Below are 23318 nucleotides of genomic sequence, written 5' to 3' on the forward strand. Positions count from 1 at the left end.
TTTTTCTTTTCCCCCTTTTGACGCCTGCCATGCAACAAGATATTTTGGTCAATTGGTCGCCCCAGGAAACCCGTGTCGCTGTGGTGGAGTTTGCTCAGGTGCAAGAGTTGCATGTTGAGCGCACGCTCGAGCGCGGTCTGGTTGGCAATGTTTACTTGGGCAAAGTGGCGCGCGTCTTGCCGGGCATGCAATCGGCTTTCATCGACATAGGTCTGGACAAAGCGGCCTTTTTGCATGTGGCAGATGTCTGGCAAAAGCACGCCGAGGGCGAGGCTGCAGCGGCCCGTACCGGCCAGCCTCTGGTGCCGATCGAGAAGCAGGTCTTCGAGGGGCGCGCCATCATGGTGCAGGTCATCAAGGACCCTATGGGCACCAAGGGGGCCCGTTTGTCCACGCAAATCAGCATTGCAGGGCGACATTTGGTGTTCTTGCCGCAAGACGACCACATTGGGGTGTCCCAAAAAATACCGTCCGATCAGCGGGACGCTTTGCGCCAAAGGTTGCAGGCCTTGGTTGGCTCAGCCGGGGGCGGCTTCATTTTGCGCACCAACGCAGAGGACTCCAGCGACGAAGAGTTGCAGGATGACATCGCCTACCTGCGCAAGACCTGGGCCCGTATCAAAGAGGCCTCCATGCGCCTGCCACCCGCGTCCTTGCTGCACCAGGACCTGACGCTCTTGCAGCGGGTTCTGCGCGATTTGGTGGGTGAAAACACCCAAAGCATCCGCATTGACTCGCAAGAGCAGTTCGCCCAGTTGCAGGCCTTTGGCCAAGAATTCATGCCCAAGGCGGCTGAACGCTTGCAGTTGTACAAAGGCGAGCGGCCCATTTTCGATCTGTATGCCATCGACGAAGAAATCGCCAAGGCGTTGGGTCGCCGGGTGGAGCTCAAATCGGGCGGTTATTTGATCATTGACCAGACAGAGGCCCTCACCACCGTGGACGTGAACACGGGTGGTTATGTCGGTGCCCGCAATTTTGAGGACACGATCTTCAAGACCAATTTGGAAGCGGCCCAGGCCATTGCAAGGCAATTGCGCTTGCGCAACTTGGGCGGGATCATCATCGCCGATTTCATCGACATGGCCCGCACCGAGCACCAGGAGGCTGTGCTGGCCGAGTTCCGCAAACAGTTGTCGCGTGACCGTGTCAAGACCATGGCCGGCGGTTTTTCATCATTGGGTTTGTTGGAGATGACCCGCAAACGCACCCGCGAATCTTTGGCGCACATGCTGTGCCAACCTTGCCCAAGCTGTCAGGGAAAGGGCATCGTGAAGACGCCGCGTTCCGTGGTTTACGACATCTTGCGTGAAATTTTGCGTGAAGCGCGCCAGTTCAACCCGCGAGAATTTCGCATTGTGGCCGCAACGGCAGTGATTGATTTGTTGCTGGATGAAGAAAGCCAGCACCTGGCCGGATTGTCGGATTTCATTGCCAAGCCCATTTCCTTGCAAGTTGAAACCGCCATGGGGCCAGAGCAGTACGACATCGTGCTGTTGTGAAGCTGGGCTTGGTTCATGCAGATGGGCTGTTCAGCGCGGACGCTGAATGGGCCCATTCTCCTCGATGGTGCAGCCGCGCATAGGGGCCACCTTGTGTCAGCAATAAAGCGGGCGTGCCTTGCTCCACAATTCGGCCACCTTCCATCACGACGACGCGGTCGGCATGCTCAATGGTGGAGAGTCTGTGCGCCACGATCAAGGTGGTACGCCCTTGCATGAGTTGTTGCAGGGCGTCTTGAACAAGACGCTCGGACTCGTTGTCCAGTGCCGAGGTGGCCTCATCCAGGATCAGTATCGGCGCGTCCTTGTACAAAGCGCGCGCAATGGCCAAACGCTGACGCTGGCCGCCTGAGAGTTGGCTGGCATTGTGGCCCAACAGCGTGTGCATGCCTTGTGGCAGGTGCTTCACATGATCCCAAAGGTTGGCCGCTTCGAGGCTGGCCTGGATGCGCAGCGGGTCGGCACCGTGCCCGAGGCAGACGTTGGCCGCGACGGTGTCGTTGAGCATGACCACGTCTTGGCTGACCATGGCAATTTGCTGGCGCAAACTCTCTAGGTGCCAGTTTTGGAGGGGTATGCCATCGATGAGCACATCGCCAGAGCTGGCCTGCACAAAACGGGGCAGCAACTGGATCAGGGTGGTCTTTCCGGCGCCTGATGTCCCCACCAACGCCACTGTTTCGCCCGGTTCGACCTTCAGACAGACGCCCGACAAGGCCGGTTGGCCATCGGGGGTGAAGCGCAAATGCACATCGCGCCATTCCACTGATCCTTGTGCGCGAGGGCTGGTGTAGTGGCCTTGTGTTTCTTCTGGAGCGCCCTGCAAGAGCGCCAGACCCCGTTCCAGTGCCGCCAGCCCCCGGGTGATGGGACTGGAAATTTCGGCCAGCCGCTTGATGGGGGCCACCAGCATCAACATCGCGGTGATGAAGGCCACAAAGCCGCCCACAGTGGCGCCCGATGCGCCGTTTTGGCTTTGGTAAAGAGCGATCACCAGCACCATGGACAGTGACAATGCGGCCATGATTTGCGTCAGAGGCGACATGGCGGCCGAGGCCACGGTGGTCTTCAAGGCCAAACGGCGCAGAACTTTGCCCAGTTGGTCAAAGCGATCGATTTGGTGTGTCTGGCCGCCTTGCAAGCGCACCACGCGGTGGGCCAGCACGTTTTCCTCCACCACATAGGCCAAGTCGTCGGTTGCACTCTGGGTTTCTTTGGTCAATTTATAGAGTCTGCGAGACAGGGCTTTCATGATCCAACTCAATCCTGGGGCCACGGTAAAGACCACCAAGGTGAGTTTCCAGTTGAGCCACATCAGGTAACTGAGCAAGGCGATCAGCGTGAAGCCATCGCGCGCCAACGCGATGACCGCTGAGACCAATTGAGACGCGCCGTTTTGCACTTCGTACACGATGGTGTTGGACAAGGTGCTGGCCGATTGCTTGGAAAACAGCGATAAATCTGCCTTCATGAGCCGTGCAAACAGCTCCGAGCGGAGTTTTTCCATGCCGTCGTTGGTCAGCCTGGACAGGGCGTATTGGGCAATGAAATTGGCCAGACCCCGCACCGAGAACAGGCCCACCACAGCCACGGGAATCGCCCAAAGCGGCAGTTTGTTTTGCGCAAAACCTTGGTCCAGCAGGGGCTGGAACAAAGCGGGGATCATCGGCTCGGTCAATGCCCCCATCAAGGTGGCCAAAACGGCCACAGCCCAAATGCCCTTCTGGTTTCCAAAATAGGGCGCCAATTTGCGCAATCTTTGGGGAATGCTCAGTGTTGAAGGGGACGGGGGGGGGGACTCACTCATTTCGTTGATTGTAAATAGTCACACCCTCTGTCGCCGTAAAAATGCATTTCAACGGTGTACCATCACGGCTTTTGTGTCTCACATCACCCTTTGCCTCTCATGAAGCTTGTTTTTTTGCGCATCGGACTGCTGACCGGCTTGACCCGGCTGCTGCTTTTGGGCCTGTTGGCCATGCCGGCTTGGGCGCAATTTCGTGTTGAAGTGACAGGCGTGGGCATGACCCAATTGCCCGTGGTGTTGGTCCCCTTCAAGGGAGAAGCCGCGGCCCCTCAAAAGTTGGCCAGCATTGTCCAAGCTGACTTGGAGCGAAGTGGCCAGTTCAAAGGGTTGCCTGCAGGCGCCAGCGTGATGGACGAAACGAGTCAGCCGGATTGGTCACCTTGGCGGCAACTGTCCGCTGAAGCCTTGCTGGCCGGCTCTGTCACACGTTTGGCCGATGGCCGTTACAACGTCCGCGCCCGCTTGTGGGACGTGGTCAAGGGGCAAGACAAAGGCGATTTCAAAGACACCGTCAGTGCCGCCGAGTTGCGTCTGTCTGCGCACCGCATCGCCGATTGGGTTTATTTGCAATTGACGGGAACGCCCGGCGCCTTTGCCTCTCGCATCAGTTACGTGACCAAGTCGGGTGGCCGTTATGCTTTGTGGATTGCCGATTCCGATGGCGAGAATGCCCAAGCGGCCCTGACCAGCCCTGAGCCCATCATTTCCCCTTCCTGGTCGCCCAGCGGTGGTCAATTGGCTTACGTGTCGTTTGAACAGCGCAAACCCGTGGTTTATGTGCACGAGCTGGCCACAGGTCAACGCCGAGCTGTGGCCAATTTCAAAGGCTCCAACAGTGCGCCCGCATGGAGTGCAGATGGCAAATCTCTGGCGGCCACGCTCAGCCGTGATGGCGGTTCGCAGTTGTTTCGCATTGATTTGCAAGGCGGTGAGCCTCGCCGCTTGACGCAGTCGGGCAGCATCAACACAGAACCGGCTTTCTCGCCCGATGGCAGTGCGCTGTTTTTTGTCAGTGACCGGGGCGGCAGTCCACAGATTTACCGCATGCCTGCCCAAGGCGGGCCCGCCGAGCGGGTCACTTTTTCTGGCACTTACAACATTTCCCCTGCAGTCAGCCCCGATGGGCGTTGGCTCGCTTATGTTTCTCGACTGGGTGGAGGGTTTCGCCTGCACCTGATGGAATTGGCCTCAGGACGGGTCACTGCGCTCACCGACACCTTGGCCGATGAGCGCCCCAGCTTTGCACCCAACAGCCGCTTGTTGGTCTACGCGTCGGTTGCTCAGGGGCGTGAAGCCTTGATGACCACCACGCTGGACGGCCGTGTCAAAGCGCGGTTGGCGGGTGAGGGTGGGGACATTCGGGAGCCCCATTGGGGCCCCATGCGCAAATGATTTGAAGCTGTTTTTTTATTGACGAGGTAAAGCATGACGACGAAATTATTGGCCAGCGCATTGTTGGTGGCGCTCTTGGCGGGTTGCGCATCGGGCGTGAAGTTGGATGATGTGCCGGTGGAAGACAAATCCGTCACCTCCACGGGTATTTCGACACAGGGCATTGGCAGCACCCCAAGCGGCGCCCAAACGGGCGTGGCCAGTGTGTCGGTGGACAAGACGAACACCAACATTGGCCCTGCCGGCGTGGCGCATGTCGTTTTCTTCGACTACGACAGTTTTGTGGTTCGTGCTGAAGCGCGGCCCGTGATCGAAAGCCATGCCCGCTTCTTACAAACCAATAAACAGCGCAAAGCCAATTTGGAAGGCCACACCGACGAGCGCGGTGGCCGCGAGTACAACTTGGCTTTGGGGCAAAAACGGGCAGAGGCTGTGCGCCAGGCGCTGAGTTTGCTGGGGGTGCCTGAGAGCCAACTCGAAGCGGTCAGCTACGGCAAGGAAAAGCCCGCAGCGCCAGGTTCTTCAGAAGCCGATCTGGCAAAAAACCGCCGCGTTGAAATCCGGTATTGAACCCCATGAATTCGCGCATCACCATGGCACGCACGGGTTCGAAATGGGTTTTGGTGTGGGGCCTGTCCGCTTGGCTGGGCGTGGCACAGGCGGCTCTTTTTGAGGACGATGAGGCTCGCAAAGCCATTTTGGATTTGCGTCAGCGCGTTGAGCAATCGAATGCCGCCATCAGGAGCCTGGCGGATGAGAACGCACAACTGCGCCGGTCCTTGCTGGATTTCCAAGGCCAAATTGAAACGCTCAAAACCGAGTTGTCACAGAGCCGAGGTGCCCAAGAGCAAGCCAATCGCACCCAAGCGGATTTAGCCCGTGCCTTGTCAGAGTTTCAGATTCGCCAAAAAGACTTGGTGCAGGGTGTCGAAGACCGTTTGCGACGTTTTGATCCGGTGAAGGTGGCCTTGGATGGCGCCGAGTTCATGGCTGAACCTGTTGAAAAGCGCGACTACGATGCCGCCATGGAGACCTTTCGCAAAGGTGATTTTGTGGCGGCGCAATTCGCCTTGAGTGCGTTTGTCCAACGCTTTCCCACCAGCGGTTACAACGCATCGGCCTTGTTTTGGCTGGGCAATGCCCAATACGCCAACAAGGACTACAAAGAGTCGATGGCCAACTTCCAGCAGTTGTTGAAGGCTTCGCCCAATCACCCCAGGGCCTCTGAGGCGATGTTGGCTGTAGCCAACGTTCAAATTGAATTGAAGGACCTCAAAGGCGCTCGCAAAACGATGGAAGACTTGGTCAAAGCTTATCCTGCGTCGGAAACTGCTGTCACTGCTCGCGATCGCTTGACGCGTTTGCGCTGAGTCTCGGGGGCATCGGGTGATGACCCTTGAGCAGATGCAGTCACTTCAGTTTGGGGTATTGGGACTGAGCTTTTTGCTGGCCACTTTGGGTGGTGCACTGTTTCACCGCGGTCACTTTTGCACCATGGGTGCCATCAGTGACTGGGTCATCATGGGCGACAGCACCCGTGCCAAGCAGTGGGCATTGGCCATTGCTGTGGCGGTTTTGGGTTTCGGCGTGATGGCCTGGCTCGGTTGGGTCAGCCCCGTCAACACGATTTATGCCAATCCGCAGCTGAGCTGGCTGTCCTTGTTGCTGGGCGGGGTGCTGTTTGGGGTGGGCATGGTGCTGGGTTCGGGTTGCACCAGCAAATCCTTGATCCGCTTGGGCGCAGGTAACCTCAAGTCTTTGGTGGTTTTGATGGCCATGGGTGTGTCAGCTTTGGCCACTTTGCGTGGGCTGACTGCGGTTTGGCGCGTTTATTTCTTGGACCCCATTTCGATCGGCACTGGCCCTGGCCCTTTTGGGGGGCAATGGTTGGCCAGTGCCACCGGCTGGGAGTGGCCTTTTGCGGGCTTGGTCGCTGCGCTCGGTGTGTCCTGTTCGATTTTTCTTTGGGTTTACAAAGGCCGGCAATCCATGCCTTGGTCTCTGACCTGGAGCGGTTTAGCCGTCGGTGCTTTGGTCGTCACCCTCTGGTGGGTCAGCGGCGTTTTGGGTTTTGTGCCTGAACACCCTGAGACCTTGGCGCCGGTCTTCTTGGCATCGGCCAGCGGACGCATGGAGTCCATGAGTTTGACGGCCCCAGTGGCGTACCTTTGGGATGCGCTCATGTACTACAGCGACGGCAGTAAAAAAATCAGCTTGGGCATGGTGGTGGCTCTGGGCTTGGTGGTCGGGGCTTGGCTCCATGCGCAGTGGACAGGCACTTTCCGATGGGAAGGGTTCACACAAACCGGCGATTTGGCGCTGCATCTCTTGGGCGGGACCCTGATGGGCGTGGGTGGTGTTTTGGCGATGGGATGCACGGTGGGCCAAGGCCTGTCGGGGCTGTCCACGCTCAGCCTGGGCAGCCTCATCGCCGTCTCTGGCATTGTGCTCGGTGCAATGGCTGCATTGCACTGGCAACTGCGTCGGTCCGAGGCTTCCGCATGAGCGCTGTCGCGATACCCGATGGCGCCGATGCCCGTCGATTTGGTGGCTTACAACGTCTATACGGTGTGCAGGGCGCAAACCGCATCCGCCAAGCGCATGTGGTGGTGGTCGGTATCGGCGGGGTGGGCTCTTGGGTTGCCGAGGCCCTGGCCCGCAGTGGTGTGGCCCGTTTGAGCTTGATGGACATGGACCACATTGCCGAGTCCAACATCAACCGCCAAATCCACGCCCTGAGCACGACCACAGGGCAAGCCAAAGTTCAGGCCATGCGTGAGCGCATTGCTTTGATTCATGCCGAATGCCAAGTCGATGTGATCGACGAGTTTGTCAGTCCTGACAACTGGCCTGCGCTCTTGCCTTGCCAGCCGGATGCCCTCATCGATGCCTGTGATCAGGTCAGTGCCAAAGTGGTCATGGCCCAATGGGCCTTGCAAAATCAAGTGGGTTTCATCACGGTAGGTGCTGCAGGTGGCAAGCGCTTGGCGCACAAAGTCGATGTGGACGATTTGTCCAAAATCACCCATGACCCTTTGTTGTCCCAATTGCGCTACCGCCTGCGCAAGCACCACGGTGCAGCCCGAGGTGATAAGCGCATGGGCATTCAGGGGGTGTTCAGTCGTGAAGCGGTCGCACCGCCTGATGCTTCGTGTGCGGTGGAGGGCGATGGCTCACTCAATTGCCACGGCTATGGATCGGTGGTCAGTGTGACGGCCACCTTCGGCATGTGTGCTGCTTCAGAAATTTTGAACTTTTTGGCCGTCAATCCTCTGGGAGCCAAAAAATAAGGCTATAATTCAAGGCTTGCTGCAGTGCAATGACAATGCAGCAAAGGGACCATAGCTCAGTTGGTAGAGCAGTGGACTTTTAATCCGTTTGTCGTGGGTTCGACCCCCGCTGGTCCCACCAGTAATCAAGTAAAAACACCCTGTATGAAAGTATGGGGTGTTTTTTTTCGTCCGTGCTCAACAACAAAAACACTCTGTGAGCACTTTGAATTCCACGCTGTCCGTCGTCGTTGCTAAATGTCACGCCAGCAACGCACAACCAAAAACACACCACAGCTCCTCACACCTCAAAACACCGCACAGGTGTTTGCGTTGCTGCCCACAGCACAACCGCAAAACATCCATTTGCGTGACGGTGAAGTGGTGCTGTACAGACGCAGCCGCAGCCTGATGTACCAGTGCCGCTACAAACTTGCTGATGGCACTTGGTACAGGCAGAGCACACGCAAAGCCAGCATAGAACACGCCGTTGCCGTTGCCTGTGATTTGTATGACGAAGCCAGGTACAGACAGCGGTTGGGCTTAGCACACCAAACACACACGTTCGCACAAATTGCGGCGGTTACGTTGGCAGAACTGCGAGTGAAAATTGACGCCAGAACTGGCAGAACTGCTTACAGCGACTACGTGGGCTGTATTGAGAAGTATTTTTTGCCCTACTTCAAAGACAAGCGGCTTGAAGAATTGACGCACACAGACATCGTTGAGTTCGAGTTGTGGCGTGACAGGCAGATGCGGCGCAAACCCAAAGCCAGCACACTGATGAACTTCGCCAGTGCTTGGAACAAGTTGTTGTCTGTTGCGGTGTCGCGTGGCTACATCAGCGAGCGTGTGCCAGTGCCCAAACTAACGACAAAGGGCGAGAAGGGCACAACACGCCCAGCGTTTAGCGAAGAAGAAATCGTCAAGCTGCTGGCGTTTATGGAAACGTGGCAACACGAGGGCTTGCGAGTAGTGGAAAAGGAAATGCGTCCCTTGCTGCGTGACTACATTGAAATGTTGCTGCTAACGGGAATACGGCACGGCACAGAAGCAATGGGCATCTGCTGGCGGCACATTGAGTGGCACACGGACAAGGGCGTCAAGTACCTGCGGATTTGGGTTGATGGCAAGACTGGTGGACGATGGCTGATAGCAAAACACAGGGCAGTTGAAGTGCTGCGACGGCTACACGCGCGACAAACGGACTTGAAACACATTGCATTCGACAGCTTGTTTGCTGAACGTGTGCCGCACCTGCTGTTCCGTTTCAGTGACGGCTACCAACCGCCAAGCCTGAACGGAACTTTTAGACGCTTGATGCGTGACACAGGCTTGTTGAAGAACGAGCAAGGGCAAACACGCACACTGTATTCGTTGCGTCATACATACGCCACTTTTGAACTCTTGCGTGGGGGCACGGACATACATACACTCAGTAAACAGATGGGCAATTCAGCAGCAATGATTGAGCGGCACTACAGCAAGTTGACGGCAACGATGGCGGCGGACAGGTTGGCTTGACAGTTGTATTGTTTTCTCAGCTTACAGTATTTTGTTAATTAAAAAATTTCGTTAATTGAAAGAAAATAATGCGATTTCAGAAGATTTTTATCAGCTTTTTTTTAATCACAACTGTTGCTGATCTGAGGGCGGCTGCTTGGAGTGTGGTTTCATCGGGGGTCTATGGTGTTTATCACATTGATACAGATAATATTTCTGGTCCTTTAAATGATAGAAAAATAATTACCAAAGTGAATTTTTTGCAAGATAGAGTTGATCAATTTAAATCAATGCTGATAAATTACTCTGTTAATTGTACAGAGGAAACTATTGTATATGAACTTGTCCGAGGATATGCCCAGCCTGATTTGCAAGTTTGGAAGACAAACGTATTATCACTTCAGGGAAGAAGGGTGGACTTTAAGTCAAATAACGAGTTGAAAAAGTATGCTGATATTGCTTGCAACAATCAGACTACACAAAATTCTCAGCCACCATTGGATATACAAAATCAAATTGTTGGTGTTGCACCTCAAAGCGACTTATCAAAAAATACTATCACACCGCAAAATAGATTGCAGTACTTCTCAAGAAATAATCCAGAAGGAAATGTCAAAGAAGCTTTTAAAGTTATAACCAACGAAGAGATTGATGCTATATCATGGAATTTCGCTTTTGCCAATGATGTTGCAAAAAAAATCACCACTAATACTCTTTGGCAAAATCAAGCTACGGTACTTGCCTCCGCTATACCTATTATGAATGAAGGAGTTTCAAAATATTTAAAATCTTTTGATGAATTAGCAAGCTCTCTTGGCGTTTCTAGGGCATTAATTATGAGCTCTTTCGATATAAAAATTAATGATAATGGATATGCAGGCTTTGTGAGGCGAGTCGATTTAAATTCCGAACTTAATGGAGTAACGAATTCGTATCTTTCTTTTTATGGTGCTTGGAACAAAAACGAGCGCGATTACTTTGAACGTAATGTACCTGGTTATTACAAGGGGCGCCCACCAGCCAATATTTATACTTCAGTTTTGGCAGATGACTTAAAAAAAATCGAATCAATTAAACAAAGGGTAGTTGCATCTGCATTTCGTATTGAGTCCTTTTTGATCGCTAAAGAAAATGAAAGAATAAAGCTTGAGAAAGAGCTGGCAATCCGTCGCGAGACTGAAGAAAAAAGAATAGCAGAGGAAAGACAAAAAAGAGAAGATTTTCTGAAATCACCTGAAGGACAGCGTCAAATAGCCGCAGAGAAAAAGGCTAAAGAGCTTGCCGAGGAAATGGCACGTCCGAAACCCATTGACAGGAAGAAACTACTTCAAGGTAAAGAATACACATACTATGGGGACTCTAAGTGCACTACAGAAGGAAATAAAGTTTGCCTTACCCCAGCAGATTATGAGCACCTTTGCAGAATAGCAAAAAGCATGACACAACTAGCCGCCAGCGGATTGACTATTTTCGATCCTGCTGCCAGTCACTTAGTGACAAACGGGACAACTGATTCTTTAGAAGTAAGCTGGAACGGATCTGCCTCGTCAAAATTTAAGTGCAGGGCAACAATAACTGTTAGCGGGATCTACAGGGGTAGCTCAAGAAGAGTCACCTCTTATGGCGGCGTTACTCAGTTCATAATTAATGGCAACAATGAAGTTCTGGCTCATAGCGCGAGCTCATCTTACTAAAATTTATCTTATAGCAAATTTCACAAGTATTATTTCCATCAATTACAGCCAACAAGGATTTTTCAAATGAATTTTTCTAAACTTGTCTTTCTTTTATGCGTACTGACATGCTCATCATTCGCACTTTCTCAAAATGTTAAAGTCTATAATTGTGAATGGAAGGCGATGAGATCAGGAAAAAATCCTAACTTTACTGCCTGGAGTACTGGGCTTAAGGACCCAGGCAGAGTAACCGTATCTGAGGACTTGGTGTCGTATGGGCGTATGAGATATCAAAGATCTAGCGCGATCCCTTCGCAAACTCGTCCCAATGGAACTGTTCTTGATATATATAGCGATGGAGAAAATATGATAAACATTGGCTATAGCCCTGATGGAAGAGTTATGATTTCTTTAATGCAAAAATCTACTGATATTAATTTGGTTGGCGATTGCTTTAGAAATTAATAATTTAAAATTGGATTATCTTGCGACAATAAGTGCTGACTGTTTCGAAATATTAGCGGTTACTGCGCACTTGGCTAATTATTATGTCTAAAAATAGATTGCTTAATATTTGAGCTGGCACGTAAGTCTAATTTTTCACGTTTTTAAAATGGATGCTCTAAATTTATGCTGTTCACCTTTTTCAAATAAGACAGCAACAAATGAAAAAGATCCGGAACGTGGTGGACTTGTCTGGTATGGTGCTCAATAAGATATTCGCACTTAGTACGTTCTGGTGCTTGGGTTGCGGCTTTCCAATGGTTCGAAATGGCTCATAATTTACGCAATTTAATCATTTTTGTAAATGTGCATTTTTAAACAATAGCAACGCTAGCTAGCTCTGTATCAGATTAGCAAGTCATCGTCTAGTAACGGGACGTTGGCGTCAATGAGCTTTTGATCCTGTTTCTCTAGGTGGTTTATAATTTCATCTGATCCAAACAGCGGTCGCCATTCTTCAGCAGCTACAGCTTCTTCCATTCGCTGCTGTTGAGCTGAGCGCCAGACAATGGGTTGAGTCATGGGCTGAACGCTTGGGAATGTTCCAACAGCGGCATTCTGAGCGAGATAGTTCGCCCGTGCCAACATTCTTGACACTGCCACCTTCATGCCATTCACACGCTTGGCAGCACGTTCAGCGTTATCAGTGACCACGGGCATGCAGGTTCTGACCAGCCGCAGTTCCTTTCCTATTTGGTACAGGCTTTTGCTGCCCTGTACCTGCCCAATCTTGTACGTTTGACTGAGATCGCGTGATTGCCAGTGCATTTGCCACGTTACGTGGGCAATTTGCAGCAGATCTTTGCGTATGCCCGTGAACTTGGCTAGTGGTCGCCTGGCACTGCTGCGTCGTTCTACTTCGCGTGATGGGTGATTGCGCAACATCTTCTTGACCTGTTTGATGATGGTGGCTTCAGTCAAGTTGAGCGGGATTTCCAGCAAAAGGTGCGATGACATGCCAGGGCTCAATCGCATGTTGATGCGATCAAGCTCACGCACTTCTGGTGGCGCAATGCGTTCAGCAAACAAATCGTTTCCTTGTTTGCGCCACCAATCCTCAAACGGCATGGCGAATACATCGCCAAAGTCGCGATACATGGAGCGCAGTCTTGGATCATCAGCCTTGCCCTTGAGTTGGCACACCCACCAGTAATCTTTGCTGAGCCGCAGATACGCCCACCACCAAAAGTAGGGACTCTGCTTGGCGTCATCCAACAGTACATCTGGACGTACGTACTTGAAGCGACGCATGCCTTTAAAAACTTGCTCTGTATCTTGTTGATCCATATGAATTTTTTACTGTTAACGTTTAAATATTAGTAAAGGCATATTATCTGATATCTGCGGAAAATTCAGGTTGTGGATGCAGCAAACAAACGGCGAGTTGCCTGAAAGCTGTATCCCAAAGCTCAACCAAAGGAGAACCCTATGAGCAACGCAGCAAAAACCCTGTCCGCAGACAACCTGGCTTTCGCCAATTCCATCGTCCAGCAACTGGACGTTCTGTCTGTTCGTCGCAAAGAGTGGGAAGCTACTGACTACAAAAAAGCCAACGACGGCTTGTACGCCTTGCTGGCAGATTGCTTGGATGTTTACAACGCCCGTTTCGTCAAGGGCAGCTTGGATGATCAAAAAGCACTGCGCCGAAGCTTGATCGAGCGTCTACAGGCAGACAACGTGCGTGTGGTCAAAACATCCACAACGTTGACAATGCTGGCGCGATTTGTTTTCAACAGCGACCGAAAGCGGGCTCAAGGCTATGGCTACGTGCTGGCAGCAGCTGTATCTCATGGTATTGAGGCTGCAGGTTTTCCTGCTTGGGTGGTGGGTGAAGGTGGCATTGAAGAGATCAAGCGCTTGATGGTTAAAAAACCTGCTGCTATTGCCAAACAAGAGGCAGTTAAAGCAGCGACTGTGGCTGTCAATGGCGAGATTGAGCTGAACACTCTCCAGCCTTTGGCTCACGTGGGACTGAATGGACTGACAGGCAAGCACGCCGTATTGCTGGTCAAGCCTAATGTGAATGGCGGTGTGGATATTGTGGGTTCGCTCAGTGATATCAATGACGCATTGTTGAATGCCTTGATCTTGCGCATGGCTAAAGCGCAAGTGGAAGCCGCAGCCGCAGACAAAGAGTTGGGCAAACAGGTGCAACAAGAAAGCAGTGATTTGTTGGCTGCTAACGACGAGCAAGTTGCAATGGTGGCAAATGCCTGAACACAAGGGCAGGGTGCTTGACCCTGCCCAACTGTGCAACTAACAAGGAAAAGAAAATGAAAACAGAAAAAAAATACGCTCCCACCAACCTCAACGAGGTGATCTACCCCAGCACTGCAGCGGAACTTCGCATCAAAGCATATGCGGATGGGCAACTGGAAGGGCATGTGATGCTGCATGGACCCAATGGCACTGGCAAAACCACAGTGGCAAAACTGTTGGCGGAATCTATTGGTGGAACAGATGCACAACTTGAAAGCAAAGACATGGATGAGTTGCTGGGCATGACCAAGCTCAAGGACCACATGAAGGCAGCGTGTTCAATGGCGCGACTCACCACCAGTGGCAAACACTTCATTGTGCTCAACGAGTTTGACACTGCAAAAAAAGGGGTGAGCAAGTTTTGGACTGCACTGGATGCGTGTGGAGATGATGTGATGGCGATCATCACCACAAACAATCCCATGTCGATTGAGCGTGCCATTCGCTCACGCTTTGACATGATAGAAATGGCAGGTATTGCAGCAGTTCAAGCATTGCAGCGTGTGCAATACGCACTAAAGTCAGAGGGGTTGTCACTGGCAGATGCGCAAGTGCTGCACTATTTGAAGCAAGTAGAGCACTTGATGGACTTTCGCAAGTACTTCAAAAAAGCAGATGAGTTGATATTCTTGCGCAATAGTGGTCTGCCATTTCCTGCATGGAAAGCAGCCCCTGCACCAGTGCTCAAAGTCATTTGATCCATCGTCCCGTTACTGGACGATCAGCCCCGCAAGGCAACTTGCGGGGCTTTTTTATTGGATCAAACCATTTCCACTGCGTTGCGTTTCATGTCATCGTTGACGTCGATATATTTTTGGGTAACTGAGATACTACGGTGCCCAGAAATTTCTGCGAGCACACGAACGGAAATTCCTTTGTTTGCCAAGTTGGTAATGAAACTTCTGCGCATCGAGTGGCTTGACGCTCCAGCAATGCCCGCACGTTTGAACAGGTAGTGAAAGTGCTGCGCCATCACGTTGGCGCTGAAGCGCTTGCGCCCCGCAGTGATGAACAGCGGATTGGTGGCAGGCACCATGCCACGCATGTCGAAATACACTCGCAACTCATCGCGCAGTTTCTGCGGCAGAAACACTGTGCGCGGATGTCGTCCCTTGGTCTGCTCTGCTGTGAGGCGTATTTCTGCACGTACGCTGCCGTCTGTGTTGCGCACATCGCCCACTGAGAGACTTGAAAGCTCGCCGACCCTCATGCCTGACCATAGCCCTGTCAAAAACATCACTCTATTGCGCATGGCGCAGCTGCGTGAGGCGATGTAGTCCAGCACTTGTTGGATTTCTGCAGGGGTCAGTGTTTTGGCTTGGCTCATGATGTTTGTGGTGTTTTCCAAATCGTTGCAGTCCTTTTAGTGTGTTTGGTTTGATGTTTTTGCGCGACCAATATCCCGAAAAAATGGCAGGACAAAAATCCTCAATGATTTCAACGTGGTAAATCAAATCGTGTTTTCATTTGGTGCTGTATTTAAGCAGTGCTGTGTGCACGGTGTGGGATCTGCGCTACATCTCGCCAGCGATTGCATAAAACAGCGCTGCAGCGTTTTTGCTGGGTGCCAGCTACTTGGGGTGCTGGGGCTGGCGTGATCGCTGCGCACAGCGCGGATTTGAGGTGCGGGCATTTACGTGCTGACAGCTGCGCCAGCAAAACAGTGCTGCTGGCGCAGCGGTCATTTGGGTGTGGTCACTTCACACGTGACATGCCATTTACCAAGTGATTGCCGCACACATGCCTGTGTCACTGTGGAAGCGAGCTATGCTCGCTTGTGCTGTCGCAGATCTCATTCGCTGTCGCTCATGATCTGCTCATCACCTGTTTCTCGAAATCCAATCTCTCAACCTTTCAAAGAGTTCAACATGTATTGCACGAGGGATATTCGATAGATTCAACCCACACTGAGCCTTGCAAACAGGCTCAGTCATGGGCTACGGACTTTCGATGAGTTCGTGACCACAGCACTTGAGCACAACCCAACGGGTAAGGGCGGTTTCGCGGTCTCCTTTTACATGCTGCTGTTATTGAAACGCAACTGCTGCACACAGCTCAAGTGCCAACTGTGTGCAGGGTTTGCAAGGTGCTGTGTAAGCAGGGCTTGCTCGTGACGCAGAGAACATCTGTTCAATCGTCTTTGTGCCGTCATTTGTGCTTTGTCTGTAATAGGTGGCAAACCATAACGTCACTGGTGGAGAGTGATTTCGACAAATCTTTGCTACCGCTCAAATCTTCCATCCCTGCGACACCGTTGTCCAGTTTGTGGGCGTCATGGCAACTGAGTGACGCGGCTCTTGTTTCGGTAGTTGTGGGCGCTGCAACAGTTTTCCTTTGCTGCTGCATGCCATTTATTTATGCGTGCCAAACAAGACCAGCATTTTTCCTTGGTGTTATTTGGCATAAATACACATATGCAAATACATGAGGTGGTGACCAAGCCAAAAACACCAGAGCAGCTGCGTCTGGACAGCCTCCAAGCCAACAAGGACAGGGCTGCAGATGCACTCACAGCAGAACGCCAGCGCCAAAAGCTCAGCAAGGCTCAGAAGGCAGTGACTGCAGCGCGGCATCCTCCCAGAGACACAACCATCGTCCCGTAACTGGACGTTAAGCGTCATGCGGCACGGCACCTCGTGTCATGTACAACCAATGTCCCGCCATCTTTGCGGGTTTCAGGTCGTCCGTTTCCTCAAAAGATCACAAAATTGTCTGTGCTTTATCAACAACTGAAAGGAAAAGCACATGGCAACCCTTGCAACTCTCAAGCTGAGCACAGCTGTCAAACTTACACACATGCCCGCAGTTCAGCTGCGCAGAAACAAGTTGGCAAAGCGGCTTTGGGAACAAGCAGAGCTGGCAAAAGCACAGCAAGCGGGCACACAGTTCGCACCCACCAAATTTCGCACTATCGTCGACCCTGCAACTGGACTGCGCAAGCAAGTGGAAGTAGCCAAGCGGGTCAAGCAGTGGTGGTTCGTTGCAGAAAATGGCAAGCTGGCACTGAGCGTCCGTTATGGCGCACGATTGCTTGAATTGGCAAAGGGCAAATACGCCGTAGAACTTGCCAGCGAGAAGGAGCTTGTGCCCACACTGGAAATTATCAAAACAGCAGTGTTGGCAGGGGAGCTGGACGGTTCAATTGATGCAGCGTCCAACAAGCTTCGTGCTGGTTTTTCAAAATAACTTGCAGCGTTTTGGAGCATCACTACGTCTTTGCTGACGAGTTGGGTTGCTTAAATACTCGCACATCGAATATGGAGTGAATTTATGGCGGCTGTGATGTTTGGACGAGCTAAAATACCCTGTAGCAAAGTTTGCTTTTTTCCAGCGGTACAAACAACGCAAAAACTCGCACACCACTTTTTATCTACGCTGAAATTCGTTGATAATGTTGTGAATAGTGGTACAGAGTTAAGCACTTTTAATCCGTTTGTCGTGGGTTCGACCCCCGCTGGTCCCACCAGAAAAAGCAAAAAAGCACTTTGTACTTCGGTACAAAGTGCTTTTTTCATGGTCGCGTACAAGGTGGCCCTGTTCTTCCTTCGAAAGACCGTTGATGACCCCTTCCACCCCATCCCATGAAACCACGCCTCTGGCTTTGTGTGAGCCTTGTTCGGGCATTCAACAAAACTGGCGGCGAGCACCCGGCCATGCCGAGCTGGTGCAAGGTGCCAACCGCAAAGAGCAGCGAGAAACGGGGCAAGCAACAATCACCGCTTACCGTTGTGACCGCTGTGGCACCGCTTGGGAATATGAAAACAACAAAGCCAACCAACATGTGGGTTGGTCGGTCGTGGGGCGTCCCAAGTCTTAAACGGTGGCTTCCAGCTGCTGAGTCAGCTCGAGCCAGCGCTCTTCCAGTCTGGCCACCTCATCGGCCAATGCTTTCAAGCGCCTGCCGGCGTCCGCCATGTCCGAAGGAGAGGTGGCTGTCGACAAGCGCTGTTCCCACTGGCTCTTCTCGGTTTCGATGCTTGCCATGCGTTGTTCGTTTTGCGCCAACTCGCGCTTGAGGGGCCGGGTTTGGGCGGCCAGTTGCTGGCGTTTTTGGGCATCGAGTTTGCGCTGTTCTGCGCTGCTCAGGCTGGGGGCAGGTGGGCTGGCTGGCGTGGTTTGAATCGCCGGCATGGGCATGGGTTCTGACGCTAAGGACTGCGTCGGCGTGAGCGTCTCGCGGGCCGAGTTTTTGGCCACTTCACGCAGGCGCTTGGATTCTTCCAGCAAATACTTCTGGTAGTCGTCCAAGTCGCCGTCAAAGGGCTCGACCTTGCCCCGGCCCACCATCCAGAACTCGTCGCACACGGCACGCAACAGGGCGCGGTCGTGGCTGACCAGCATGACGGTGCCTTCGAATTCGTTGAGCGCCATCGACAGGGCCTCCCGTGTCGCCAAATCCAAGTGGTTGGTGGGTTCGTCCAGCAGCAGCAAATTGGGACGTTGCCAAACGATCATGGCCAACACGAGTCGGGCTTTTTCGCCGCCGCTCATGGTGCCCACAGCCTGCTTGACCATGTCACCTGTGAAGTTGAACGTGCCCAAGTAGTTGCGCAGATCTTGTTCGCGGCTGGGCTCGCCACTGCCCGGGCCCAGCTCTTTGGCCAAGCGAACCATGTGCTCCAGCGGGTTGTCAAGCGGGTGCAGCACATCGAGTTCTTGCTGGGCAAAGTAACCGATGTTCAGGCCTTTGCCCTCGGTGAGCGTGCCTGTCAGCTGCGGCATGGTGCGGGCAATGGTCTTGACCAAGGTGGACTTGCCTTGACCGTTGGCGCCCAAAATGCCGATGCGCTGACCGGCCAGTACGGACTTGCTGACCCCTTGCACAATGGTCTTGGGCTCGCCGTCGACCCGATACCCAAAGCTGGCCTCGCTGATGGCCAGCATGGGATTGGGCAGGTTGTTGGGCTCTTTGAAGCCGAATGTGAACTCCGCGTCGGCCAGCAGTGGCGCCACTTTTTCCATGCGCTCGAGGGCTTTGACGCGGCTTTGCGCCTGCTTGGCTTTGCTGGCCTGCGCTTTGAAACGGTTGATGAACTTTTGCAGGTGGGCAATTTTGTCTTGCTGCTTGGCAAAAGAGGCTTGTTGCAGCTCCATTTGCTGGGCGCGCAAAATTTCGAAGCCGCTGTAATTGCTGCCGTAACGCGTCAGTTTGGCCTGGTCGATGTGCAGCGTGACGTTGGTGACCGCATCCAAAAACTCACGGTCGTGGCTGATCACGATCATGGTGCCCGTGTAGCGCTGCAACCAGGCTTCCAGCCAGACCAAGGCATCCAGGTCCAAGTGGTTGGTGGGTTCATCCAAAATCAGAATGTCCGAGGGACACATCAGGGCACGCGCCAATTGCAAGCGCATGCGCCAACCGCCCGAAAAACTGTTGACCGGGTTGTTCAGCTCATCCACCCGAAAGCCCAGACCGAGAATCAAGGCCTCGGCACGGGGCAGGGCATCATGGTCACCCGCATCGGCAAGGTCGGTGTACACGTGCGCCATCTCCATGCCGTCGCCACTGGCTTCGGCCACCGCCAAGCGTTGGCGCAAGTCGGCCAAGCGGGTGTCGCCTTCCAGCACAAAGTCCGATGCAGGTTGATCGGTTTCGGGCATGTTTTGTGCCACTTGACCCATGCGCCACTGACGCGGCATCTCGAAGTCCCCTCCGTCTTCGGTCAAGCTGCCGTTGAACAGCGCAAACAGGGTGGATTTGCCGGCACCATTGCGCCCGACCAGACCGACTTTTTCTCCAGGGTTGAGGGTGACCGAAGCTTGGTCCAGCAGCACCTTGGTGCCTCGGCGGAGGGTGACGTTTTTGAGGTTGATCATGAAAAAGCAGTGACCGGACAGGGACCGGCAATAGAAGGCTCAGTCAGCTGGAGGGCTGATGTCAAAGGGCGTAACCCGCCATTTTCGCCGAAGTGGGTGACAGTGAGATGGCGTGCTGAAAGTTTTGACCTGCCCAAGCGCTGCCACAGGCTTTCAAAGAGACAGCAAGGCTTGGCGGGTGATCAGCAAGACTTGGTCATCGCCCGCGCTGGTGTCTAACCAAGCGACTTCGAGCTCGGGAAAGGCCGTGATGAAGTGTTCCACCTCGTTGCCAATTTCCAAAACCAAGACCGCGTCTTCGCTCATGCGAGAAGGTGCAGTCTGAAGAAGCTGGCGCACAAAGTCCATGCCGTCCTGGCCGCCAGCCAGCGCCAGTTCTGGCTCAGCGCGGTACTCGGCGGGCAGCGCGTCCATGCTGGCTTGGCACACATAGGGCGGGTTGCACACGATCAAGTCATATGGGCCAGTCAGGTCAGACAGGCCGTCGCTGTGCACCAGTGTCACGCGCTCACCCAGTTCGTGGCGGGCCACATTGATGGCGGCCACGGCCAGCGCATCGTCAGAAATATCGGCCCCAGTCACTTGCACCTCGGGCCAGGCCAATGCGGCCAAGACGGCCAAGCTGCCGTTGCCGGTGCACAGGTCCAGCACCTGTTGGGTTTGATCGCTCAGCCAAGCGTCGATGGTGCCGTCGGCCAGCACTTCGGCGATCAGGCTGCGCGGCACGATGGCCCGCTCGTCGATGTAAAACGACACGCCCTGCAGCCAGGCCTCACGGGTGAGGTAGGCCGCGGGTTTGCGGGTGGTGATGCGCTCCTCGATCAGCGCAGCGCAAGCGGCTTGCTGCTCGGCGCCCACGGTTTGATCGGCCATTTCATCCAGATCGGTGTCCAGAGGCAGGCCCAAGCGCCAGAGCACCAGCCAGACGGCTTCGTCAAAAGCGCTTTGGGTGCCATGGCCAAAGGCCACGCCAGCAGCATCCAGCCGCTTCGCCGCTTGTTCGATCAGCGCGGGCAGGGTCATGGCGCTCATGCCTTAAGACCTGCGTTGAGTTGTTCCAAGGTGCGGCGGTAGATGTTTTTGAGCGGCGCGATGTCGCTCAGCGCCACATGCTCATTCACTTTGTGGATGGTCGCGTTGGGTGGGCCAAACTCGATCACCTGGGGGCAGATTTGCGCGATGAAGCGGCCGTCGCTGGTGCCGCCTGTGGTGGACAGCTCGGTTTTCAAACCGGTTTCGTCGGTGATGGCTTGTTCAATCGCCTTGACCAAAGTACCGGGCGTGGTGAGGAAGGGGCGGCCACCCAGTGTCCATTTGAGTTCGTACTTCAGGCCATGCTGGTCGAGCACCGCTTGCAGGCGCTGCTGTAGGCTTTCGGGCGTGGATTCGGTGCAAAAGCGAAAGTTGAAGTCCACCACGCAGTCGCCCGGAATCACGTTGCTTGCACCCGTGCCGGCGTGGATGTTGCTCACTTGCCAGCTGGTGGGCGGGAAGAAGGCGTTGCCTTCGTCCCAGCGGATGGCCACCAGATCGGCCAACGCAGGCGCAAGGCGGTGGATCGGGTTGTCGGCCAGGTGCGGGTAGGCGATGTGGCCTTGCACGCCCTTCACGGTGAGCTTGCCGCTCAGGGTGCCGCGTCGGCCGTTTTTGATCATGTCGCCGGTTTGTTGCACCGACGTGGGCTCGCCCACAATGCAGAACTGCGGCGCGTCGCCACGGGCCTGGAGCTTTTCACACACGACCACGGTGCCGTCGAGCGCCGGGCCCTCTTCGTCGCTGGTCAGCAAAAAGGCGAGGCCCAAAGCTGGATTGGGGTTGGCCGCCAAAAATTCCTGCACCGCGACCACCATGGCCGCCAGCGAGGTTTTCATGTCGCTTGCGCCGCGCCCGAACAGCTTGCCGTCCTTGTGGGTGGGGGTGAAGGGATCGCTGTCCCATTGCGCGAGCGGCCCCGTGGGCACCACGTCGGTGTGCCCAGCAAAGGCCAGGGTTTGGCCCGAGGTGCCCGTGCGTTTGGCCCACAGGTTGCGCACACGGCAATCGCTGGGTCCTGCGTCCATGAACTCGCAGTCAAAGCCCAGGGGCTCTAAGGCCGCGCTGATCAGGTCCAGGCACCCTGCATCTTCAGGCGTGACAGAGGGGCGCGAGATCAGCTGCTCGGCCAAGCGAAGTGTGTCGTGACAGGTGGTGGCGTTCATGGCTCAGATTTTGTTCGGGTGGGCACGCACAAAGCGGGCGATGCGCTCGGCCGCTTCCAGGCACTCCGCCGTTTCGGCGACCAGCGCCATGCGGATGCGGCCTTGGCCGGGGTTGCTGCCGTTGAATTCACGCGCCAAGTAGCTGCCGGGCAGTACGGTCACGTGTTCGGCTTCATAAAGCGCTTGGGCAAACGCAGCGTCGTCGCCTTGCCATCCCGCAGGCACACCGGCCCACAGGTAAAAGCTGGCGTCGGGCAATTTCACGTCCAGCACTTCGGCCAGCACGGGCGTGACCTGGGCGAACTTGGTTCGGTACTGGTTGCGGTTGTCCACCACATGGGCTTCGTCGCCCCAGGCGGCCACGCTGGCCGCTTGCACCACCGGGCTCATGGCGCTGCCATGGTAGGTGCGGTAGAGCAGGAATTGCTGGATGATGGCGGCGTCACCGGCCACAAAACCGCTGCGCAAGCCAGGCACATTGCTGCGTTTGGAAAGGCTGGTGAAGGCGATGAGGCGTTTGAAGTCGGTGCGGCCCAGCTGGTGCGCCGCTTCCAGGCCACCCAAAGGCGCTTCCTCGCGGAAATAAATCTCGCTGTAGCACTCGTCCGACGCGATCACAAAACCGTGCTGGTCCGACAGGGTGAACAGTTTGTCCCACTCCGACAGGGGCATCACCGCGCCGGTGGGATTGCCGGGCGAGCAAACAAACAAAAGCTGGGTGCGGGCCCACACTTCGGTGGGCACACTGTCCCAGTCGTTGGCAAAGTTACGCCTTGGGTCGCTGGGCACGTAGTAAGGCGTGGCGCCGGACAACAAAGCCGCGCCTTCGTAGATTTGGTAGAAGGGGTTGGGACTGACCACGGTGGCACCGGGCCGGGCCGGGTCGATGATGGTTTGCGTCAGGGCAAACAGGGCTTCGCGCGAGCCGTTCACCGGCAACACCTGAGTGAGCGGGTCCAGGTTCAGGCGGTAACGGGTTTGAAGCCAAGCAGCGCAGGCTTTGCGCAGGCTGGGCTCGCCTGCTGTCGCCGGGTAAGCCGAGAGGCCATTGGCCACCGAAGCCTTGAGCGTTTCTTGGATGAACGCAGGCGTGGCGTGCTTGGGTTCACCAATGCCCAAGCTGATGTGGCGCAGGGCTGGGTTGGGCGTGACGCTGGCGAACAGCTGCTTGAGCCGTTCAAAAGGATAGGGTTGCAGCTTGGCGAGAAGGGGGTTCATGCCGTGATTATCCGGGATGGCCGTGCCCATTCACCAGGAAGGCTTTTGATCCTCTGAGGACGGGAATCGGGTCATTTTGTCACTCCTGTCAGTTAACATTGACGTTTTGCAGGGTGTTGGCCGATTCATGCTGGCCCATTGCGCTGATTTACAACCGATTTGATACCGATTCG

22 protein-coding genes and 1 tRNA gene are annotated in these 23318 nt (G+C 54.5%); 15 read left to right on the top strand and 8 right to left on the bottom strand.

Features of this window, described 5'->3' with window-relative positions; translation table 11 throughout:
- The first annotated feature begins 29 nt into the window (after window positions 1-29).
- Window positions 30-1502, top strand: a complete 1473-nt coding sequence (gene rng / locus ACHEXK_RS05905; protein WP_416548448.1) for a ribonuclease G — start codon at window positions 30-32, stop codon at window positions 1500-1502.
- Between the two features lie 13 nt (window positions 1503-1515).
- Here the strand turns inward: rng and msbA are convergent, their stop codons facing one another.
- Window positions 1516-3309 (bottom strand): lipid A export permease/ATP-binding protein MsbA, encoded by a 1794-nt coding sequence (gene msbA, locus ACHEXK_RS05910; RefSeq protein WP_416548449.1) that lies wholly within the window; start codon window positions 3307-3309, stop codon window positions 1516-1518.
- A gap of 171 nt (window positions 3310-3480) precedes the next feature.
- Between msbA and tolB the strand changes: the two genes are divergently transcribed.
- The 9 genes from tolB to ACHEXK_RS05955 all read left to right on the top strand — a co-directional run bounded on the left by tolB (window position 3481) and on the right by ACHEXK_RS05955 (window position 11614).
- Window positions 3481-4701 carry a Tol-Pal system beta propeller repeat protein TolB gene (gene tolB / locus ACHEXK_RS05915; protein ID WP_416548873.1) on the top strand — a complete coding sequence of 407 codons (1221 nt, stop codon included), beginning with the start codon at window positions 3481-3483 and terminating at the stop codon, window positions 4699-4701.
- Between the two features lie 33 nt (window positions 4702-4734).
- Window positions 4735-5271 carry a peptidoglycan-associated lipoprotein Pal gene (gene pal, locus ACHEXK_RS05920; RefSeq protein WP_416548450.1) on the top strand — a complete coding sequence of 179 codons (537 nt, stop codon included), beginning with the start codon at window positions 4735-4737 and terminating at the stop codon, window positions 5269-5271.
- Between the two features lie 5 nt (window positions 5272-5276).
- Window positions 5277-6071, top strand: a complete 795-nt coding sequence (ybgF, locus tag ACHEXK_RS05925; protein WP_416548451.1) for a tol-pal system protein YbgF — start codon at window positions 5277-5279, stop codon at window positions 6069-6071.
- Window positions 6072-6105: 34 nt separating this feature from the next.
- Complete coding sequence (locus tag ACHEXK_RS05930) at window positions 6106-7206, top strand: YeeE/YedE family protein (protein ID WP_416548875.1); 1101 nt, start codon at window positions 6106-6108, stop codon at window positions 7204-7206.
- Window positions 7203-7991, top strand: a complete 789-nt coding sequence (locus ACHEXK_RS05935; protein ID WP_416548452.1) for a ThiF family adenylyltransferase — start codon at window positions 7203-7205, stop codon at window positions 7989-7991. Before ACHEXK_RS05930 ends, ACHEXK_RS05935 begins: the two co-directional genes overlap by 4 nt.
- 45 nt (window positions 7992-8036) lie before the next feature.
- Window positions 8037-8112, top strand: a tRNA-Lys gene (locus ACHEXK_RS05940).
- Between the two features lie 116 nt (window positions 8113-8228).
- On the top strand, window positions 8229-9494 hold the full coding sequence (locus tag ACHEXK_RS05945) for a tyrosine-type recombinase/integrase (RefSeq protein ID WP_416548453.1): 1266 nt from the start codon (window positions 8229-8231) through the stop codon (window positions 9492-9494).
- A 68-nt stretch (window positions 9495-9562) separates the two neighbouring features.
- Window positions 9563-11167 carry an MAP7 domain-containing protein gene (locus ACHEXK_RS05950; RefSeq protein ID WP_416548454.1) on the top strand — a complete coding sequence of 535 codons (1605 nt, stop codon included), beginning with the start codon at window positions 9563-9565 and terminating at the stop codon, window positions 11165-11167.
- 66 nt (window positions 11168-11233) lie between these two features.
- Entirely contained in the window at window positions 11234-11614 is a 381-nt protein-coding gene (locus ACHEXK_RS05955) for a hypothetical protein (RefSeq protein WP_416548455.1), read from the top strand.
- Between the two features lie 384 nt (window positions 11615-11998).
- On the opposite strand, the gene ACHEXK_RS05960 is transcribed toward ACHEXK_RS05955, so the two are convergent.
- Window positions 11999-12940 (bottom strand): hypothetical protein, encoded by a 942-nt coding sequence (locus ACHEXK_RS05960; protein WP_416548456.1) that lies wholly within the window; start codon window positions 12938-12940, stop codon window positions 11999-12001.
- Between the two features lie 141 nt (window positions 12941-13081).
- Between ACHEXK_RS05960 and ACHEXK_RS05965 the strand changes: the two genes are divergently transcribed.
- Together ACHEXK_RS05965 and ACHEXK_RS05970 are read left to right on the top strand one after the other, a co-directional pair.
- Entirely contained in the window at window positions 13082-13870 is a 789-nt protein-coding gene (locus tag ACHEXK_RS05965) for a hypothetical protein (RefSeq protein WP_416548457.1), read from the top strand.
- A 56-nt stretch (window positions 13871-13926) separates the two neighbouring features.
- Window positions 13927-14610, top strand: a complete 684-nt coding sequence (locus ACHEXK_RS05970) for an AAA family ATPase (RefSeq protein WP_416548458.1) — start codon at window positions 13927-13929, stop codon at window positions 14608-14610.
- A 62-nt stretch (window positions 14611-14672) separates the two neighbouring features.
- On the opposite strand, the gene ACHEXK_RS05975 is transcribed toward ACHEXK_RS05970, so the two are convergent.
- A complete protein-coding gene (locus ACHEXK_RS05975; RefSeq protein WP_416548459.1) occupies window positions 14673-15239 on the bottom strand; it encodes a tyrosine-type recombinase/integrase in 567 nt (188 codons plus the stop codon).
- A gap of 1030 nt (window positions 15240-16269) precedes the next feature.
- Here ACHEXK_RS05975 and ACHEXK_RS05980 point away from each other — a divergent pair.
- Together ACHEXK_RS05980 and ACHEXK_RS05985 are read left to right on the top strand one after the other, a co-directional pair.
- A complete protein-coding gene (locus tag ACHEXK_RS05980) occupies window positions 16270-16515 on the top strand; it encodes a hypothetical protein (RefSeq protein WP_416548460.1) in 246 nt (81 codons plus the stop codon).
- A 142-nt stretch (window positions 16516-16657) separates the two neighbouring features.
- Window positions 16658-17098, top strand: coding sequence for a DUF6641 family protein (locus ACHEXK_RS05985; RefSeq protein WP_416548461.1), 441 nt, complete (start codon window positions 16658-16660; stop codon window positions 17096-17098).
- A gap of 50 nt (window positions 17099-17148) precedes the next feature.
- On the opposite strand, the gene ACHEXK_RS05990 is transcribed toward ACHEXK_RS05985, so the two are convergent.
- Window positions 17149-17427, bottom strand: coding sequence for a hypothetical protein (locus ACHEXK_RS05990; RefSeq protein WP_416548462.1), 279 nt, complete (start codon window positions 17425-17427; stop codon window positions 17149-17151).
- A gap of 44 nt (window positions 17428-17471) precedes the next feature.
- Here ACHEXK_RS05990 and ACHEXK_RS05995 point away from each other — a divergent pair, with 44 nt between their 5' ends.
- Window positions 17472-17729 (top strand): hypothetical protein, encoded by a 258-nt coding sequence (locus tag ACHEXK_RS05995; protein WP_416548463.1) that lies wholly within the window; start codon window positions 17472-17474, stop codon window positions 17727-17729.
- On the opposite strand, the gene ACHEXK_RS06000 is transcribed toward ACHEXK_RS05995, so the two are convergent.
- The 4 genes from ACHEXK_RS06000 to dapC form a co-directional block, all read right to left on the bottom strand.
- Window positions 17726-19729, bottom strand: a complete 2004-nt coding sequence (locus ACHEXK_RS06000; protein ID WP_416548464.1) for an ABC-F family ATP-binding cassette domain-containing protein — start codon at window positions 19727-19729, stop codon at window positions 17726-17728. The genes ACHEXK_RS05995 and ACHEXK_RS06000 overlap by 4 nt on opposite strands.
- A 153-nt stretch (window positions 19730-19882) precedes the next feature.
- On the bottom strand, window positions 19883-20761 hold the full coding sequence (gene prmB / locus ACHEXK_RS06005; protein ID WP_416548465.1) for a 50S ribosomal protein L3 N(5)-glutamine methyltransferase: 879 nt from the start codon (window positions 20759-20761) through the stop codon (window positions 19883-19885).
- Window positions 20758-21927 (bottom strand): succinyl-diaminopimelate desuccinylase, encoded by a 1170-nt coding sequence (gene dapE / locus ACHEXK_RS06010; RefSeq protein ID WP_416548466.1) that lies wholly within the window; start codon window positions 21925-21927, stop codon window positions 20758-20760. Before dapE ends, prmB begins: the two co-directional genes overlap by 4 nt.
- A 3-nt stretch (window positions 21928-21930) precedes the next feature.
- The gene (gene dapC, locus ACHEXK_RS06015; protein ID WP_416548467.1) at window positions 21931-23145 is read right to left on the bottom strand and encodes a succinyldiaminopimelate transaminase; all 1215 of its coding nucleotides are present in this window, start codon (window positions 23143-23145) and stop codon (window positions 21931-21933) included.
- Window positions 23146-23318: the final 173 nt, after the last annotated feature.

The sequence above is a fragment of the Limnohabitans sp. DCL3 genome (assembly GCF_048019295.1).
In the GTDB taxonomy this organism is placed as follows: Bacteria; Pseudomonadota; Gammaproteobacteria; order Burkholderiales; family Burkholderiaceae_C; genus Limnohabitans_A.

Excerpts from the sequence above, each read along its gene's own strand:
- rng (WP_416548448.1), top strand. The coding sequence starts at position 30 with ATGCAACAAGATATTTTGGTCAATTGGTCGCCCCAGGAAACCCGTGTC.
- msbA (WP_416548449.1), bottom strand. The coding sequence starts at position 3,309 with ATGAGTGAGTCCCCCCCCCCGTCCCCTTCAACACTGAGCATTCCCCAA.
- tolB (WP_416548873.1), top strand. The coding sequence starts at position 3,481 with ATGCCGGCTTGGGCGCAATTTCGTGTTGAAGTGACAGGCGTGGGCATG.
- pal (WP_416548450.1), top strand. The coding sequence starts at position 4,735 with ATGACGACGAAATTATTGGCCAGCGCATTGTTGGTGGCGCTCTTGGCG.
- ybgF (WP_416548451.1), top strand. The coding sequence starts at position 5,277 with ATGAATTCGCGCATCACCATGGCACGCACGGGTTCGAAATGGGTTTTG.
- ACHEXK_RS05930 (WP_416548875.1), top strand. The coding sequence starts at position 6,106 with ATGCAGTCACTTCAGTTTGGGGTATTGGGACTGAGCTTTTTGCTGGCC.
- ACHEXK_RS05935 (WP_416548452.1), top strand. The coding sequence starts at position 7,203 with ATGAGCGCTGTCGCGATACCCGATGGCGCCGATGCCCGTCGATTTGGT.
- ACHEXK_RS05945 (WP_416548453.1), top strand. The coding sequence starts at position 8,229 with ATGTCACGCCAGCAACGCACAACCAAAAACACACCACAGCTCCTCACA.
- ACHEXK_RS05950 (WP_416548454.1), top strand. The coding sequence starts at position 9,563 with ATGCGATTTCAGAAGATTTTTATCAGCTTTTTTTTAATCACAACTGTT.
- ACHEXK_RS05955 (WP_416548455.1), top strand. The coding sequence starts at position 11,234 with ATGAATTTTTCTAAACTTGTCTTTCTTTTATGCGTACTGACATGCTCA.
- ACHEXK_RS05960 (WP_416548456.1), bottom strand. The coding sequence starts at position 12,940 with ATGGATCAACAAGATACAGAGCAAGTTTTTAAAGGCATGCGTCGCTTC.
- ACHEXK_RS05965 (WP_416548457.1), top strand. The coding sequence starts at position 13,082 with ATGAGCAACGCAGCAAAAACCCTGTCCGCAGACAACCTGGCTTTCGCC.
- ACHEXK_RS05970 (WP_416548458.1), top strand. The coding sequence starts at position 13,927 with ATGAAAACAGAAAAAAAATACGCTCCCACCAACCTCAACGAGGTGATC.
- ACHEXK_RS05975 (WP_416548459.1), bottom strand. The coding sequence starts at position 15,239 with ATGAGCCAAGCCAAAACACTGACCCCTGCAGAAATCCAACAAGTGCTG.
- ACHEXK_RS05980 (WP_416548460.1), top strand. The coding sequence starts at position 16,270 with ATGCGTGCCAAACAAGACCAGCATTTTTCCTTGGTGTTATTTGGCATA.
- ACHEXK_RS05985 (WP_416548461.1), top strand. The coding sequence starts at position 16,658 with ATGGCAACCCTTGCAACTCTCAAGCTGAGCACAGCTGTCAAACTTACA.
- ACHEXK_RS05990 (WP_416548462.1), bottom strand. The coding sequence starts at position 17,427 with ATGAAAAAAGCACTTTGTACCGAAGTACAAAGTGCTTTTTTGCTTTTT.
- ACHEXK_RS05995 (WP_416548463.1), top strand. The coding sequence starts at position 17,472 with ATGACCCCTTCCACCCCATCCCATGAAACCACGCCTCTGGCTTTGTGT.
- ACHEXK_RS06000 (WP_416548464.1), bottom strand. The coding sequence starts at position 19,729 with ATGATCAACCTCAAAAACGTCACCCTCCGCCGAGGCACCAAGGTGCTG.
- prmB (WP_416548465.1), bottom strand. The coding sequence starts at position 20,761 with ATGAGCGCCATGACCCTGCCCGCGCTGATCGAACAAGCGGCGAAGCGG.
- dapE (WP_416548466.1), bottom strand. The coding sequence starts at position 21,927 with ATGAACGCCACCACCTGTCACGACACACTTCGCTTGGCCGAGCAGCTG.
- dapC (WP_416548467.1), bottom strand. The coding sequence starts at position 23,145 with ATGAACCCCCTTCTCGCCAAGCTGCAACCCTATCCTTTTGAACGGCTC.